Source organism: Geodermatophilus sp. SYSU D00698, from assembly GCF_054050335.1.
Genome location: NZ_JBJGZD010000037.1, coordinates 1 through 14,678, shown reverse-complemented (window position 1 = coordinate 14,678; position 14,678 = coordinate 1). Strand labels below are relative to the sequence as shown.

General features: G+C 77.3%; 12 protein-coding genes. 2 read left to right on the top strand and 10 right to left on the bottom strand.

Features of this window, described 5'->3' with window-relative positions:
* Window positions 1-13: 13 nt before the first annotated feature.
* A complete protein-coding gene (locus ACI8AB_RS22065; protein ID WP_387993976.1) occupies window positions 14-1,003 on the bottom strand; it encodes a rod shape-determining protein in 990 nt (329 codons plus the stop codon).
* Window positions 1,004-1,273: 270 nt separating this feature from the next.
* Here ACI8AB_RS22065 and ACI8AB_RS22060 point away from each other — a divergent pair, with 270 nt between their 5' ends.
* Window positions 1,274-2,422, top strand: a complete 1,149-nt coding sequence (locus ACI8AB_RS22060) for an AI-2E family transporter (RefSeq protein WP_456951893.1) — start codon at window positions 1,274-1,276, stop codon at window positions 2,420-2,422.
* Between the two features lie 10 nt (window positions 2,423-2,432).
* Here the strand turns inward: ACI8AB_RS22060 and ACI8AB_RS22055 are convergent, their stop codons facing one another.
* The 9 genes from ACI8AB_RS22055 to ACI8AB_RS22015 all read right to left on the bottom strand — a co-directional run bounded on the left by ACI8AB_RS22055 (window position 2,433) and on the right by ACI8AB_RS22015 (window position 14,096).
* Window positions 2,433-3,635, bottom strand: coding sequence for an alpha/beta hydrolase family protein (locus ACI8AB_RS22055; RefSeq protein ID WP_456951892.1), 1,203 nt, complete (start codon window positions 3,633-3,635; stop codon window positions 2,433-2,435).
* Between the two features lie 52 nt (window positions 3,636-3,687).
* Window positions 3,688-4,506 carry an AfsR/SARP family transcriptional regulator gene (locus ACI8AB_RS22050; protein ID WP_456951891.1) on the bottom strand — a complete coding sequence of 273 codons (819 nt, stop codon included), beginning with the start codon at window positions 4,504-4,506 and terminating at the stop codon, window positions 3,688-3,690.
* A gap of 154 nt (window positions 4,507-4,660) precedes the next feature.
* Window positions 4,661-5,416: a hypothetical protein gene (locus ACI8AB_RS22045; RefSeq protein ID WP_456951890.1), complete on the bottom strand. Its 756-nt coding sequence runs from the start codon at window positions 5,414-5,416 to the stop codon at window positions 4,661-4,663.
* 87 nt (window positions 5,417-5,503) lie between these two features.
* Window positions 5,504-7,111, bottom strand: a complete 1,608-nt coding sequence (locus tag ACI8AB_RS22040) for an FAD-dependent monooxygenase (protein ID WP_456951889.1) — start codon at window positions 7,109-7,111, stop codon at window positions 5,504-5,506.
* A gap of 97 nt (window positions 7,112-7,208) precedes the next feature.
* Window positions 7,209-9,293, bottom strand: a complete 2,085-nt coding sequence (locus ACI8AB_RS22035; protein ID WP_456951888.1) for a SpoIIE family protein phosphatase — start codon at window positions 9,291-9,293, stop codon at window positions 7,209-7,211.
* Window positions 9,294-9,423: 130 nt separating this feature from the next.
* Window positions 9,424-9,642 carry a hypothetical protein gene (locus tag ACI8AB_RS22030; protein WP_456951887.1) on the bottom strand — a complete coding sequence of 73 codons (219 nt, stop codon included), beginning with the start codon at window positions 9,640-9,642 and terminating at the stop codon, window positions 9,424-9,426.
* Entirely contained in the window at window positions 9,639-10,970 is a 1,332-nt protein-coding gene (locus ACI8AB_RS22025) for a glycerophosphodiester phosphodiesterase (protein ID WP_456951886.1), read from the bottom strand. Before ACI8AB_RS22025 ends, ACI8AB_RS22030 begins: the two co-directional genes overlap by 4 nt.
* Before the next feature lie 2 nt (window positions 10,971-10,972).
* Complete coding sequence (locus ACI8AB_RS22020; RefSeq protein ID WP_456951885.1) at window positions 10,973-11,851, bottom strand: nucleoside hydrolase; 879 nt, start codon at window positions 11,849-11,851, stop codon at window positions 10,973-10,975.
* Between the two features lie 124 nt (window positions 11,852-11,975).
* Window positions 11,976-14,096: an MMPL family transporter gene (locus ACI8AB_RS22015; RefSeq protein WP_456951884.1), complete on the bottom strand. Its 2,121-nt coding sequence runs from the start codon at window positions 14,094-14,096 to the stop codon at window positions 11,976-11,978.
* Between the two features lie 242 nt (window positions 14,097-14,338).
* Here ACI8AB_RS22015 and ACI8AB_RS22010 point away from each other — a divergent pair, with 242 nt between their 5' ends.
* Window positions 14,339-14,476 (top strand): hypothetical protein, encoded by a 138-nt coding sequence (locus tag ACI8AB_RS22010; protein WP_456951883.1) that lies wholly within the window; start codon window positions 14,339-14,341, stop codon window positions 14,474-14,476.
* Window positions 14,477-14,678 lie beyond the last annotated feature (202 nt).

Genomic DNA, 14,678 nt, shown 5'->3' with positions numbered 1-14,678 from the left:
CCTCGCCTGAGGGTCAGCGGCGGCCGTAGGCCGACAGCAGCGCCCGGTTGCGCAGCGCCCGGGCGGCCCCGTCGGCGACGCAGGTCAGCGGCTCCTCGGCCGGCTTGACCGGCAGGCCGAGCACCCGCTCGAGCTCCTGCGGGAGGCCGGGGATGAGGGAGGACCCGCCGAAGACGAGCACGCCCTCGCCCATGACGTCGGCGATGGCCTGCGGCGGGAGGTCGTCCAGGCAGGGCGCCAGGGTCCGCACGATGTCGTCGACGATCGGGCGCAGCGCCTCACCCACCTCCGCCGCCGGGACGGTGGCCAGCCGCGGCCGGCCGGTGACGCCGTCCCGGCCCTGGACGACGAGCGGCTCGTCCCCGGCCGAGCAGAGCCGGACCTTGAGCGCCTCCGCCTCGAGGTCGCCGACCAGCAGCTGGTGCTGCTCGCGCAGGAACCGGGCGACGGCCAGCGTCATCTCCTCCCCGCCGGTCTTGCTGGTTCGGGAGGCGAGCACGCCGCCGTAGCAGAACGCGACGGCCTCGGCCCGCCCGCCGCCGACGTCGACGACCATGTGCACCCGCCGCTCCAGCGGGTCGAGGCCGCAGCCGACGGCGCCGGCGACCGCCTCGTCCAGCGCGGTCACCGGCCGGATGCCCGCCTCCTCGGCGGCCTCCAGCAGCGCGCGGTGCTCCAGGGAGCTGGACCCGACGGGCACGGTGACCACCGCGCGGACGGGCATCCGCCACAGCCGCTGGCCCGCCGCCCGCAGCACCGCGCGCAGGTAGGTCCGGGTGGTCTCGAGGTCGGTGACCACGCCGTCGTCGAGGGGGCGCACCGCGGCGTACCGGGACGGCGCGCGGCCGAGCAGGTCGGCGGCCTCCCGGCCGACGGCCAGCACCCGGTCCCGGCGGCCGCTGCCGCGGCGCACGAGCATGACGGTGGGTTCGTCGTAGAGGATCCCGCGGCGCACGTCGCTCACGACGGTGGTGGCGGTGCCGAGATCGATCCCGAGCTCCACGCGGTGCCTCCTGACCCCCGGGGTGCCCGGCCAGTCTGGCGGCGGGCCCGGGTCCGGTCCAGATGCCCCGGCGCGCCCCGACGGAGGTCCTGCCGACCGGAGGGCCTGCCGACCGGAGGTCCCGCCGACCGTGGACCTCCGGCCCGTGCCGGAGGTCCCGGTCCCCTCTACCCTGCCTGCGTGCCGGGGACTGGGGAGCCCGACGGGACCGCCGGGCGCGAGGCGCCGGCCGCCCCGCCGCCCCCTGCCGCGCCCCCTGTGACGCCCCCCGTGACGCCCCCCGCCGTGGCCGACGGCGCGGCACCCGGCCGGTGGGGTGTCGAGCCGCCCTGGCTGCGCCGGGTCCTGCTCCTGGTGCTGCTCGCCGCCGCCGCCTACCAGGTGGCGGCCTGGTCGTTCACCCACCTCCGGAGCTTCCTCGGCCTGGTGTTCCTCGCCTGGATGTTCTCGATCAGCATCGAGCCGGCCGTGCACGCCCTCACCCGCCGGGGGCTGCGCCGCGGGGCCGCCACCGGTCTGGTGATGCTCGTCGTCGTGCTCCTCGGGATCGGCATGGTGGCCGCGTTCGGCACCCTGCTGGTCGACCAGCTCGCCGGGCTGGTCACCTCGCTGCCGGACGTCGTCCGCAGCCTGGTGGAGGCGGTCAACCGGACCTTCGGCACGCAGCTGCAGGCGGCCGACGTCGTCGACTCCCTCCGGCTCACGCCCGAGCGGGTCCAGCAGGTCGTCGAGGACCTCACGCCGGGCGTGGTCGGCTTCGTGACGACGGTGATCGGCGCGATCTTCCAGACGCTGACGTTCCTGCTGTTCGCCTTCTACATGTCCGCCCAGGCACCCGCCCTGCGGGACACCGTCTCCCGCCGCTTCCCGCCCCGCCAGCAGCGGGTCATCGCCACCGTGTGGGAGATCGCGGTGGAGAAGACCGGCGGCTTCGTGTTCTCCCGGTTCCTGCTGGCCCTGCTCAGCGCGTTCGTCACCGCGGTCTTCCTGGCGGTCCTGGGGGTGCCGTTCTGGCTGCCGCTCGCGCTGTGGACCGGCCTGGTGTCGCAGTTCATCCCCACCGTGGGGACCTACCTCGCGATCGGCCTGCCGGCGGTCGTGGCCCTGGCCGGCCAGCCGTCGGACGCCCTGTGGGTCGTCCTCTTCGGCGCCGCCTACCAGCAGGTGGAGAACTACCTCATCGGGCCGCGGATCACCGCCCGCACGGTGCACGTGCACCCGGCGGTCGCGCTCGGCTCGGTCATCGTCGGGGTGAGCCTGCTCGGGCCGATGGGCGCGCTGGTCGCCATCCCGGTCGTGGCCGCCGTCGAGTCGGTGGTGGAGACCTACGGGCGGCGCTACGAGCTGGTCGCGGACGAGGTCCCGGTGGTGCACCGCCCGAGGGGGCAGTGGTGGCGGGTGCGGAGGGAACCGCGCTGACCGCGGGCGGTCAGGCGGGCACGACGTCGTCGAGCCAGTCGAGGACCCGCTCGTTGCGGAGGCCGGCCGCGGCCGGCTCGCAGTGCCCGTCGGCGCCCTCCTCGGCGGTGAAGGGCAGCAGCGTCACCGGGCAGGTCAGGCCCTCGGCCAGGCGGGAGGACTGGCCGGGCCAGAACTGCTCGTGCTCGGGGTCGGTGACCAGCATCGGGCAGCGGACGGCCGCGATCTGCTCCGGGGTGAGCCGGTACGCCCGGGCGGCGGTGAACAGGTCGAACGGCGAGCTCACCCCGTAGGGCCGCATCCGCCACTGCAGCATCGAGCGGGTGGCGGGGGACAGGCGCAGCGCCCAGCCCATCTCGCGGTCGAACGCCTCCCGGTCGCCGGCGTCGAGCAGCCGCACCAGGTGCGCGGGCAGCTGGGCGAGCATGGTGCTGGAGACGTCGACGACGCCCGGGTCGGCGACGCCGGCCGCGACCCGGTGCTCGGAGGCCAGTGCCCGCGGCACCCAGTACCCGCCCTGGCTGACCCCCATGACGGCGATCCGGGCGGGGTCGACGTCGGCCCGCGCGACGAGCGCGTCGACGACGGGGGTGAGGACGTGCTCCCAGTCGGGCCGGAACGGCAGCCCCTGCCGCACCAGGGCGGCGTTCTGGCCGGGGCCGTCGTAGGTCACCGCGGTCCAGCCGCGGGCCAGCGCGTCGGCGATCGCGCGGGTCCAGGCGCTGACCGCCGAGCCGTCGCTGCCGTTGGTGTGCACCAGGGTGCGGCGCGGCTCCCCGGGCGGGCCCGGGCGGAAGAGGTAGCCGGGCAGGGTGGTGCCCTCGTAGGGGACCTCCAGCCGCTCGACGGCGACGTCGCCGACGGCGGCGGTGAGGTCGGCGAACCGGTCCCAGGCGTCGCGGTGGCGCTCCCAGAGGGGCACGAACTCCCCGGTGGCGTCGCCCCGGTCCGACGCCGTCGACCAGTAGGCCGCGGCCCGCAGCCAGCGCGCGGCCGCGCTGCGCAGGTGACCGCCCGCCTCGGCGTCGCGGGCCAGCCCGGCCAGCCGCTCCGCGGTGGCGCTCCACTGCGCCACCCAGGCGCGGGCGTCGCCGTCCGGGACGCGGGCGACGGTGGCCAGCACCTCCCCGACGTCGGCGGCCCGGGCCCAGGTCCCGCCCAGGACGTCCTCGACGGCGAACTGGACGTCGGCGTGCTTGGAGAAGGAGTACACGTCCCACCGTGCCGGTCCCCGCTCCAACGGCGCTCCAAGCCGCCCGGGGACCTCACCCCGTGGCGACGCGGGGTGCGGGTGGGCCGGCCAGCGTCGGGTCCGCCGCGAGGATCCGGCGGTGCAGGCCGCGCAGCTCCGCGCCGGGCTCCAGGCCCAGCTCGTCGAGGAGCATCGCGCGGACCTGCCGGTAGCTGCGCAGCGCCTCCTCGGCACGGCCGAGGCGGTGCTGGGCGAGCATGCGCAGCGCCCACAGTCGCTCCCGCAGCGGCGTCTGGGCCAGGGACGACCCGAGCTCCAGCAGCGCCCGCTGCGGGGCACCGGCGGAGATCAGCGCCTCGGCCAGCACCTCGCGCACCTGGTCGCGGAGCTCCTCGACGCGGGCGACGTCGGGGGCGGCCCACGGCCGGTCGGCCACGGCGGGCCAGGGCCGCCCGCGCCAGAGCCCGAGGGCCTGCTCGGCAACCGCGGCGGCCTCGTGCGGCCGCCCGGCCGGCAGCAGGGCCGCCGCCGCGGCGGCCAGGCGCGCGAACCGGCGCGAGTCGACGGACTCCGGGTCGGCGACCAGCCGGTAGCCGCCCGGCTCGCGCACCAGCACCGCCGACGGCGCCCCGGGCGGGCGGCCGGGCTCGAGCGCCCGGCGCAGCCGCCAGACGTGGGAGTCGAGGGTCGACGACGACCGCCCCGGAGAGCGCTCACCCCACATCGCGTCGCCCAGCGCGTCGGCGGGGACCGGCCGTCCGGCGTGCACCAGCAGCAGCGACAGCGCCGCGTGCAGCCGCGCGCCGCCCAGCGCGACCGGTGTCCCCCCGCGCAGCACCTCGAGCGGGCCCAGGTCGTGGAAGGACAGCTGAGGGGAGGTGGTGCCGGGCACGGTCGGCCTCCTCGCGTGCGGCCCCCGTGCCGTCGTCGGCCGCGGGCGGGCGACCCCGCCGCGGCAGCGCACGGCTCCCGAGCGGAACGCCCCCGCGCCGGTGCCCTGCGTACCGCATCGGCGCCCGCGCTGGTAGGGCTCGCGGGACGGACGGTCAGCCGGTCGCCGGGGTGCCCGGGGCCGCCGCGGCCGGCGTGGACCGCGGCACGGCGGTGAACAGGTCGACCAGGCCGTCCCAGCGGTTGCGCCGGCCCGGCGGGAACCGGCGCAGCGCGCGTCGCGCGCGGGGGCCGTCCGGCGGGTAGCGGCGCCGGGCCCACGGGGAGGTGGGCCGGGCCAGCCGCACCGCGCCGACGAGCGCGACCAGCGGCACGAACACCCCCACCACGCCGAGCACGACGCGGCCCTTGAGGACGGCGACCAGCGCGAACACCAGGTTGACCGCGACGGTCAGGGCGATCGCGACCTCGCTGTCGGCGTCGTCGGCGTCGAACGGGTTGGCGCCGGCCAGGAGCAGCACGCCCACCACCAGCGCGATGAGCACCGCGTCCACCGAGCTGCGGCCCTCCCGGGACCAGTACACGTCCTCCAGGTGCAGCCACAGGGCGAACTCGTCGAGGGTCAGGGCCGCGCCGGCGCCGAAGAGCACGGCGACCAGCACGGCACCGGCCCCCTCGGGGCGGTAGGTGAACTCGACGGTGCCGGTGCCCAGCAGCAGGAAGATCCCGTAGACCTCGTGGTGCAGGTGCACCCCGCCGACGCTGGCGTCCCGGAACGGCCCCCGGCCGAGGCGGATGGCGTGCGTGACGAAGCGGGTGACGAGGAACGTCACCAGGAAGCCCAGCACCAGCCAGGTGACGAGTTCCCGCCGGCCGCTGACCACCGGCAGGATCTCCAGTTCCAGCTCCACGGCACCTCCCACGGGCGTGGGTGCGACGGTCCGCGATCCTGCCCCGCCCGGGAGCGCCGTGGGGCCCCCGCGGCAGCGGCCGGCGGATCACCGGGCCGCGGCCCCGGGGACCGGTGTGCGGGCGGCGACGCGGAGCGCGTCGCGCAGGTGGGCCGCCAGGGCCGCGGGGTCCGCGGGGACGCTCGTGAAGCCGACGTAGCCGTCGGGCCGGACGAGGACCAGCCCGTCGTCGCCGGTCCCGTACGTGCGGCCGACGACGTCGTGCGGGTCGACGACGGCACCGGCGACGGCACCGGCGACGGCACCGGCGGCGTCGCGGACGACGGGCACCACGGTGCCGAGGTCGCCCAGCGTGCCGCGGAGGGCGGCGAGCACGCCGGCGTCCCCGGTGCGGACCAGCAGCAGGTGCCCGGGGCGCCGCAGCAGGTCGCCGATCCGGACCGGGCTCCCGTCCGCGTCCAGGAGGCCGGCGGGGTCCGGCGCGTGCCGGCCGGGGCGGGCGGCGCGGGCCACCGCCCGGCCGGCGGAACCCACGACCGGGCTGCCGGGGTAGGCGACCGTCAGCTCCGCCAGCCGGGCCGCCGCGGCACTCCTCAGCCGCGGCACGCGCCCCGCGGCGGACAGCACGGCGTTGCGCACCGCCGCCGGGACGCCGGTCAGGGTGCCCGCGGCGGTCAGCGCGGTCGTCTCCCGGATCACCGCCGCACCGACGGGCCGGCGCTCGGCGTCGTAGGAGTCCAGCAGGGCGGCGCCGGCGCGGCCCCGCGCCACGAGGGCGACCCGCCAGGCGAGCCCGGCGGCGTCCTGCATGCCGGTGTTCATGCCCTGCCCGCCGGCCGGGCTGTGGACGTGCGCCGCGTCGCCGGCGAGCAGGACGCGGCCGTGGCGGTAGCGGGGCACCTGCCCGTGGTGGACCTCGAAGAAGGTGAGCCAGCGGGCCCGGTGCACCGCGACCCGGCCCTCCATCCGCCGGTCGGCCAGCGCCTGCACGAGCTCGAGGGTGGGGGAGACCCCCTCGGCGGGCGGGGCGACGAGGAACATCAGCCGCACGCGCTGCCCGGGCAGCGGGAACAGGCCCGAGATGCCCTCCGGGGAGGCGAACAGCCGCACGGTGTCCGGCGGGAGGTCGGTGTCGGCGTCGACGTCGGCGAAGACGAAGTGCCGGCCGGTGAAGGTGCCCGCGAGGGCCGTGCCGACCGCCTTGCGGGTCGGGCTGTGCGCGCCGTCGGCGGCCACGACCCACCCGACGCGGACCCGCTCCTCCGACGTCGCGGCGCGCAGCGTGACGTCGACCCCGTCGGCGTCCTGGGTGAGGCCGGCCATCCCGACCCCGCGCTCGACCGTCACCCCCAGTTCCGCGGCCCGGGCGGCGAGCGCGGCCTCGGTGTCGGACTGCGGCACGTCCAGCGCCCACGGGTGGCGGGTGGGCAGGCCGCCGAGCGGGAGGTGCACGAGCGGGCGGCCCCCGGCGCGGATCTCCACCGCGCCGATGCGGCGCGCGGCCGCGTCGATCCGGTCCAGCGCGCCGAGCGCGGCCAGCACCTCCTGGCTGCGCGGGTGCAGCAGCACGGCGCGCGACTGGTCGGTCGGCTGCTCGAGCGGGTCGACGATGCGCGGCCGCAGGCCCTGGCGGGCCAGCTCGCAGGCCGCGACGAGACCGACGGGGCCGGCCCCGACGACGAGCACGTCCTCCATGGCGCCTCCCGCCCGGGTGGTCCCCGGGACCGCCGCCCGGGGGGCGGCCAGGCTCCCGGGCCGCGCTCCAAGGAGGCTCCAACGCGGGAGCCGCGGGTCAGCCGGTGGCGGGCAGGTGCACGAGGTCGAGGACGGCGCGGGCGGCGCTGCCGGGCGGCGCGACGAGGGTCAGCGCGTGGCCGTGCCCGGCGAGCTGGTCGCGCACCCGGTGCAGCACCTGCACGCCGGCGCTGGCGAGCAGCGTCACCCCGCTGAGGTCGACCGTCAGCGGCAGCACCCCGCCGCGGGAGGCCGCGGCCAGCTGCCGGGCCAGCGCCTCGACCGAGGTGACGTCCACCGGCCCGGACACCCGCAGCCGCACGTCGCGGGAGGCCGGCCCGCCGTCCCCACCGCCCGGTGCCTCGCCGACCAGGACGCCGTCGCCCGGGACCCCGTCCCCGGAGGCGACGTCGACGGCGAACGGCGGGCGGGCGGCGGGCGCGGCGTCGCGGCCGACGCCGGAGCCGAGCATCGCCGGCCGGTGCAGCCGGTGCCGCAGCGTGACGACCGTGCCGGCGCCGGCCGGGCCCGCGCCGCGCAGCACGTGCAGGGAGTCGGTGAGCTGCTGGGCCATGAGCAGTCCCCGGCCGCGGTGGGTGGCCCCGGGGTCGGGGTCGCGCCAGCTGCCCTCGTCGGTGACGCGGCACTCCAGCACGCCGTCGGGCAGCAGGGCGGCGTCCACCCGCACCGGCCCGGGCAGCCCCGGCGGGTAGGCGTGGTCGACGGCGTTGGCGACGGCCTCCCACACCGCCAGCTCCACGGCGTCGCGGTCGTCGTCGGCCGGGTCGAGCTCGTCCAGCCACGCGTCGACCGTGCGCCGCAGTCCGCGGATGCCGCCGCGGTCGGTGGTCGTCTCGGCGTGCAGCACGGGCACCGGCTCCGGCAGGCGGTGGGCGGCGAGGGTGGTGACGTCGTCGTCGTAGCCGGTGCGGGTGAGCAGCTCGACGGTCAGCTGGCAGACCCGCTCGGCCGGGCCGGCGCCGGCGCCGAGCGGCGCCTGCCCGGTCGCGGCGTCGGCGGCGACCTTGGCCAGCTCCGCCATGCCGTCGGCGATGCTGCGGTGCGGCCGCTCGACCAGCCCGTCGCTGTAGAGGAGCACCAGCTCGCCCGGCGCCAGCGTGTCGCGCGACAGCGCCGGTGCGGTGCCGGGGACGCCGGTGCCCAGTGGCTCGCCGCCCCGGTCGGCGAGGAACCGGGTGGACCCGTCGGGGGCGACGACCACCGGCGGGGGCTGCCCGCAGCAGGCGTAGGCGAGGTCGCCGGTGTCCGGGTCGAGCACGACCAGCGCGACGGTGGTTGCGCGCAGCTGCGGGCTGCGCGCAGCGAAGGCGTCCGCGCGGGCCAGAGCCCGGGCCGGCCCGGCGCCGGTGACCAGCGCGTCGGAGAGCACCGCCCGCAGCTGGCCCATCGCCGCCGACGCCGCGACCCCGTGCCCGACGACGTCGCCCACGACGAGCGCGACGCCGCCGCCGGGCAGCGGGATCGCGTCGAACCAGTCCCCGCCGGCCACCTGGTCGCGGTCGGCGACCAGGTACCGGGCGGCGATCCGGGCGCCGGGCAGCACCGGCAGGTCGGTGGGCAGCAGCGCCTCCTGCAGCGCGGTGACGACGTCGCGGGCGTCGCGCGCCCGCCGCTCGGCGTCGGCGGCCTGCTGCTGGGCGGCCTGCCGGGCCCGCACGGACTCGGTGACGTCGTAGGCGTAGGTGGCCACGCCGCTCACCCGCCCGTCGACGGCGCGCGTCGGCGCCAGGTGGAAGTCGAGCCAGACCTCCTGCAGCTCGCCGGTGCCGCCGAGGTCGACCTGCAGCCGCCACTCCCGCGCCACCCGGCTGCGGCCGGTGGCGTACACCTCGTCGAGCAGCTCGAAGACGTGCTGCCCCGCCAGCTCCGGCAGCGCCGACCGGATCGGCGCCCCGATGAGCTCGTCCCGGCCGAAGAACGACCGCATCGCCGCGTTCGCGGCCACCACGGTGTGCTCGGGTCCGGCGTACACGGCGAGGATCAGCGGCACCTGGTCGAACGCGGTGCGGACGACGCCGGCGTCCCCGACCGTCCGCGCCAGCCGCTCCTCGGCGTCCGGTCCGGGGCCGTCGGCGGGCGCCCTGCTGGTCGCGTCGGCGTCTGCTCCGCCGTGGTCGGTCACGCGCACACCCATCGGAGTTCCGACCCGGGGCGGTTGCACCACGGGGCTCCGCGCTTACCCGGGCGGCGGCCCGGTTCACGCATCGGCCGGGTCCGTTCCGCGCGGGACGGAACCGAGCGCTCCGGGCGGGTCAGGGCGTGCGGTCGGCCTCGGCGGAGGCGACGGCCTCCTCGCGGGTGGGGAACGGCCCCCCGGTCCGGCCGTCGGAGCGGCAGGTCCACCGGTAGCCGCCGGGGGTCTCCTCGACCAGGTACCCGTCGGGGTCGGCGGGGCCGTGGCCCGGGAGCGGGCGCGGATCGGTCGGGCGCTGGTCGGTCGGGCGCTGGTCGGTCGGGCGCTGATCGGTCACGTGAACACCAGGTTCCGGAAGCGGACCCCGGCGGACACGCTGCCGAGGTGGACGACGGGGACGGGGCGGGGCGAGGCGTCCGCGACGGTCACGGTCTCCCCGGCGGTGCCGGCGCGGACGACGAGGGCGGCGGGGGTGACGGTGATGCGGAGGGCGACGTAGGCGCCCATCCGCAGCGGCTCGCCCCCGGTCGAGGACGCCAGCCGGGTGGCGACGCCGTCGGCGACCCGGTGCACCTCCACGTCGCCGTCCGCGCGCAGGAGCACGCGGTAGCCGTCGACACCGGGGGACGACGGCGACGTCGGCAGGTGGGGGTGGTCGTCAGTGCTCAGCAGGACCGACCCGCAGGACGTGCGGCCGTCGGCGTGGCACTCGTCGATGCGGACGTCGAGGTCCAGCGTGAACGCGGCCGGGTCCGGGGGCGCCAGGAAGCCCATGAGCGTGGAGGTGGCGGAGCCGGCGGAGCCCCACGAGGCGTCGTCGGGGTGGAAGCGGCCGCGGTCGGTGTCCGGCTGCATCCCCGGCAGCCAGACCTGCCGGGCGAACAGGTCCGACGGGCGACGGGCCGCGTCGCCCGCGAGGTACACGGGGTCGTCGGAGAAGATCGCGTCCACGCCGGCGGCGACCACGGTGTCCCGGTGGTGGCGGCGGTCGACGGTGTGACAGGCCACCTCGATCCCGGCCGCGTGCGCCCGCGCGCAGACCGCCGGGGTGACCTGGCCGGCCTCCGGGCCGATCCAGCCGATGCCCTCGGCCGCGGCCCGGGCGACGTCGGTGCTGCCGAGCCAGATGACCTGCCAGCCCCGCGAGCGCGCCAGCCGGCAGTCGGTCAGCGAGTAGGACTGCAGCAGGACCGCCCCCGGGCGGATGCCGCGGCGGTCGAGCGCCCGGGTCATCGGGTCCATGGCGTCCGTGCCCTTGGCCTCGGCGCACAGCAGGACGCGGTTCCCGAACTCGGTGAGCACCTCGTCGAACAGCGGGGGCCGCAGCCCGTCGGGCCAGCCGCCGCCGAGGATCGCCGAGGCGTCGATCTCCAGCTGCTTCCAGGACACCGACGTGTGGTCGGCGACGTTGCCGCTGGAGGTGGTCATGCGGTCCACGGTGCCGTCGTGCATGACGCCGAGGCCGCCGTCGGCGAGGGTGGACACGTCCTGCTCGATGACCGGCAGCCCCTGGCCCACCGCGACCCGGTAGGCCTCCATCGTGTGCTCGGGCGCCTGCAGGGCCCCGCCGCGGTGGGCGATGACGAACGGCCGGCTCAGGTCGGCGAAGTCCACGCGGAACCCTAGGACCCCGGGCGCGGCCGTCGGGTGGTCGACGAGCTCCACGGTCACCCGTCCCGGCCGGTCCCGCCCTCACCGCGGGCCTGGCGGGACTCGTGCAGGCGGAGCCTGGCCAGCATGTCGCCGAACAGCAGCCGGGTGTCGACGTCGGTGTAGACCCGCCGGGTCCCACCCGCCGCCTCGGTCCACGTGCTCGACTCGTCGTCGAGCGCGGTGACCAGCACCGGCGGGCTGTCGCCGAGGGGCCAGACGCCGCCGAGCCGGATCCAGTCGGGCAGCGGGAGCTCGAGGAAGCGGGTCCACAGCCACCGGCCGACCCGGCCGCTGCCGGCGAGGTCGCGCTCGAGCTCGGCGACCGAGTAGGCGCAGCGCCGGTAGGTCTCCAGCGGGAACTGCCGGATCGCCAGCTCGGGCCGGGCGAGGACGCGCTCGGCGGCCCCGGGGTCAGTGTCCCGGTTGTACTCGGCGGCCCCGGGCGCCCGTGCGCCGCCGACCCAGACCAGGGTCAGCCGGCCGGCGATGTCGGGGGCCTCCTGCAGCGCGGCCGCGACGTTGGTCAGCGGGCCGGCGCAGACGAGGAACAGGGGCAGGTCGTCGTCCCGGCGCGCCTCGGCCACGATCGCCGCCGAGGCCGCGGAGGTCGAGGTGCCGTCGAACGGTCCCTCCGCGCCGGTGTGCACCGGCGGCCGGGACGGGCCGCCGACCAGGTCGACCAGCTCCCGGGCCAGCGCCGAGCCCCGTTCCGCCGTCGTCCCCAGCGGGCCGAAGACCGGGTTGAGGAAGGAGCTGGTGACGGCGACCACCCGGTTGGTCGGGGACAGCAGGTGGTGGGCCAGCGCGACGAGGCCGTCGGGGTCCCCGGCCCAGTCGTTGTCGACGACCACCCGGCACTGCTCGGCGAGGCGCAACCGTCCTCCGTGCTCCACCCGGGGCTCCTCCGGTCCGCCGCGGCGGGTCGCGCGGGCCGGTCCACCCTGCCCCGGGTGTCCGCCGGGGTCCCAGGCCCGTGCCGTTGAGCGGAACGCCGCCGTCCCGGGACGTCGGCCGGCGTCAGGTCCGGGCCGGCGCCTCGGACGGCGACGCGGCCGGTGCGGGCGGCACCTCCGGCTCGTCCAGGCGGTGCGCCAGCCGGCCGGGCCACCACATCCACCGGCCGACGTCGAGGGTCAGCGCGGTGACCAGTACCGACCGCACGACGATCGTGTCGAGCAGCACCCCGAGCGCCACCGCGATGCCCAGCTGGGTCAGGAAGGTCAGCGGCAGGGTGCCGAGCACCGCGAACGTCGCCGCGAGCACCAGCCCCGCCGAGGTGATCACGCCGCCGGTGGCGGCCAGCCCGACCAGCGCGGCCCGCCGGGTGCCGTGGTCGGCGGACTCCTCCCGCACGCGGGTCATCAGGAAGATGTTGTAGTCGATCCCGAGGGCGACGAGGAACACGAAGACGAACAGCGGGAACGAGCTGTCGGTCGCCTCCACGCCGAGGACCCAGCCGAAGACCAGGGCGCTGAGCCCCAGCGCGGCGCCGTAGGACAGCACCACCGTCGCGATGAGGACCAGCGGTGCGACCAGCGCCCGCAGCAGCAGGCCCAGGACGACGAGCACCACGAGCATGATCAGCGGGATCACGACGCGGTTGTCCCGCTGTGAGGCGGTCTGGACGTCGAGGTTGAGCGCCGTCGTCCCGCCGACCAGCGCCTGCCCGTCGCCGACGTCGTCGAGCGAGGTGCGCAGCTGCTCGACCGTGGCGGCGGCCGCCGCGCTGTCGAAGGGGTCGGCCAGCGAGGCCTCGAGCAGCGCGCCGTCCCCGACGACCTGCGGGGGAGCGACGGCGGCGATGCCGTCGTCCTCCGCCACGGCGGCGGCGACCGCGTCGGCGTCGTCCGCCGTCGTCACCACGACCACCGGGTTGCCGGCGACGGCGGGGAAGTGCTCCGCGGCGACCTCCTCGCCGGCGATCGACTCCGGCGTCCCGCGGAAGCCCTCGGCCTGGGTCAGGCCGCTCGGGTCCAGCCGGAACACGGCGAAGCAGGCGAGCAGCAACAGCGCGCTGGTGACCATCCACGTGGCCCGGGGGCGCGGCCGGATCCAGGTCCCGACGCGGGCCCACCACCCGGTGGCGCTCGGCTCGGCGCTGCCGAAGGACGGCCGCACCGGCCAGAACACCCACCGGCCGCAGATCACCAGCAGCGCCGGCAGCAGCGTCATGAGCACGACCAGGGTGACGGCGACGCCGATCGCGGCCACCGGCCCGAGGCCCGCGGTCGAGTTCATCTCCGCGGCGACCAGGCACAGCATGCCGAGGACCACCGTGCCGGCGCTGGCCACCACGGCCGGCCCGGCCCGGTGCACGGCCTCGGTCATGGCCTCGTGCCGGTCGGTGTGCAGCCGCAGCTCCTCCCGGTACCGGGCGACCAGCAGGAGGGCGTAGTCGGTCCCCGCGCCGACGACCAGGACGGTGAGGATGCTCGCGCTCTGGGCGTTGACCGTCAGGTCCGCGTGACGGGCCAGCAGGTAGACGACGGCCTGGGCGCAGACCAGCGCGATGACCGCCGAGAAGATCGGCAGGACCCACAGGACGGGGCTGCGGTAGGTCAGCAGCAGGATGACGATGACGACGCCGAGCGCGGCGAACAGCAGCGTGCCGTCGATCCCCGCGAAGGCCTCGGACGAGTCGGCGGCGTTGCCCGCCGGTCCGGTCACCCAGGTCCCGAGCCCGTCGGGTGACTGTGACGCCTCGGCGCGGATGTCGTCGACGACCGGGGCGATGGCCTCCCACCCGTCCGGCCCGACGTCCAGGGGGACGACGAGCTGCACGGCCTGGCCGTCCTCGGCCGGTATCGGCCCCAGCACGCTGCCGGAGAGCGCGTCGAGCTCCCCGAAGGCGCGCACGTCCTCCTGCACGGCCGCGAGGTCCTCCGCGGTGAGACCGGACGTCCGCTCGTAGACGACCACGGCCGGGATGAGGTCGGGGTTCGCGCCGAGCTCCCCCTGGAGCTCGAGCACCCGGGTGGACTCCGCGTCCTGCGGCAGCCAGGCGGCGATGTCGTTCTCCTGCTCCCCGGTGAGCCCGCCGGCGAGGGGAGCGGCCGCGGCGGCCAGCGCCACCCAGACGACGAGGACGACCCACTTCAGGCGCGGGGAACTGACGCGGGACGCGTAGGACCTGCCCATGACCGGGCCCTCCGGGTGCACCGGGCCGGCGGACCCGGACGGGGACTGTCGGGCCGGACGCTAGTGACGGGCCCGGCGGCCCGTCAGCGACGTTGGTCCCCGGTGATGGCACCGGGCGGCCCTACCGGGCGCGTGCCTCGCACCGGTGACCGGCCTTGCGCCCGCCGTGGTCGCCGCTGGTCCGGGTACGTGCGGCCCCGGACGCGCTGCGGCGCCGGCAGCGGGGGAGGACAGTCGCTCCTGTGACGGAGCCGGAGCAGACCCCCGACGTCGAGCAGCGGCTGGCGAGCGGGATCGATCCCGAGCGGCACCGCGCGCCGTCCGAGGGCGTGCCGCAGGACCTGTCCGACGACGACGCGGAGGACGCCCCGCCCCCGTGACCGACCCCGGTGAACGGGTGTGGCCCGGGACTCACCGGACCCCCGTGCAGGACCCGATCCGGGGCGTGTATGGTTCTTCCTGCACCGAGCGAGAACGGACCGGGCCGGAAGGCCTGGGAAACCGCCGGGAGGGCCCGTGGGGCCGGACCGTTGCGGAGCCGGTGTTACAGTGGGGACACCGCCTCGAACGAAGGCCTGGAAA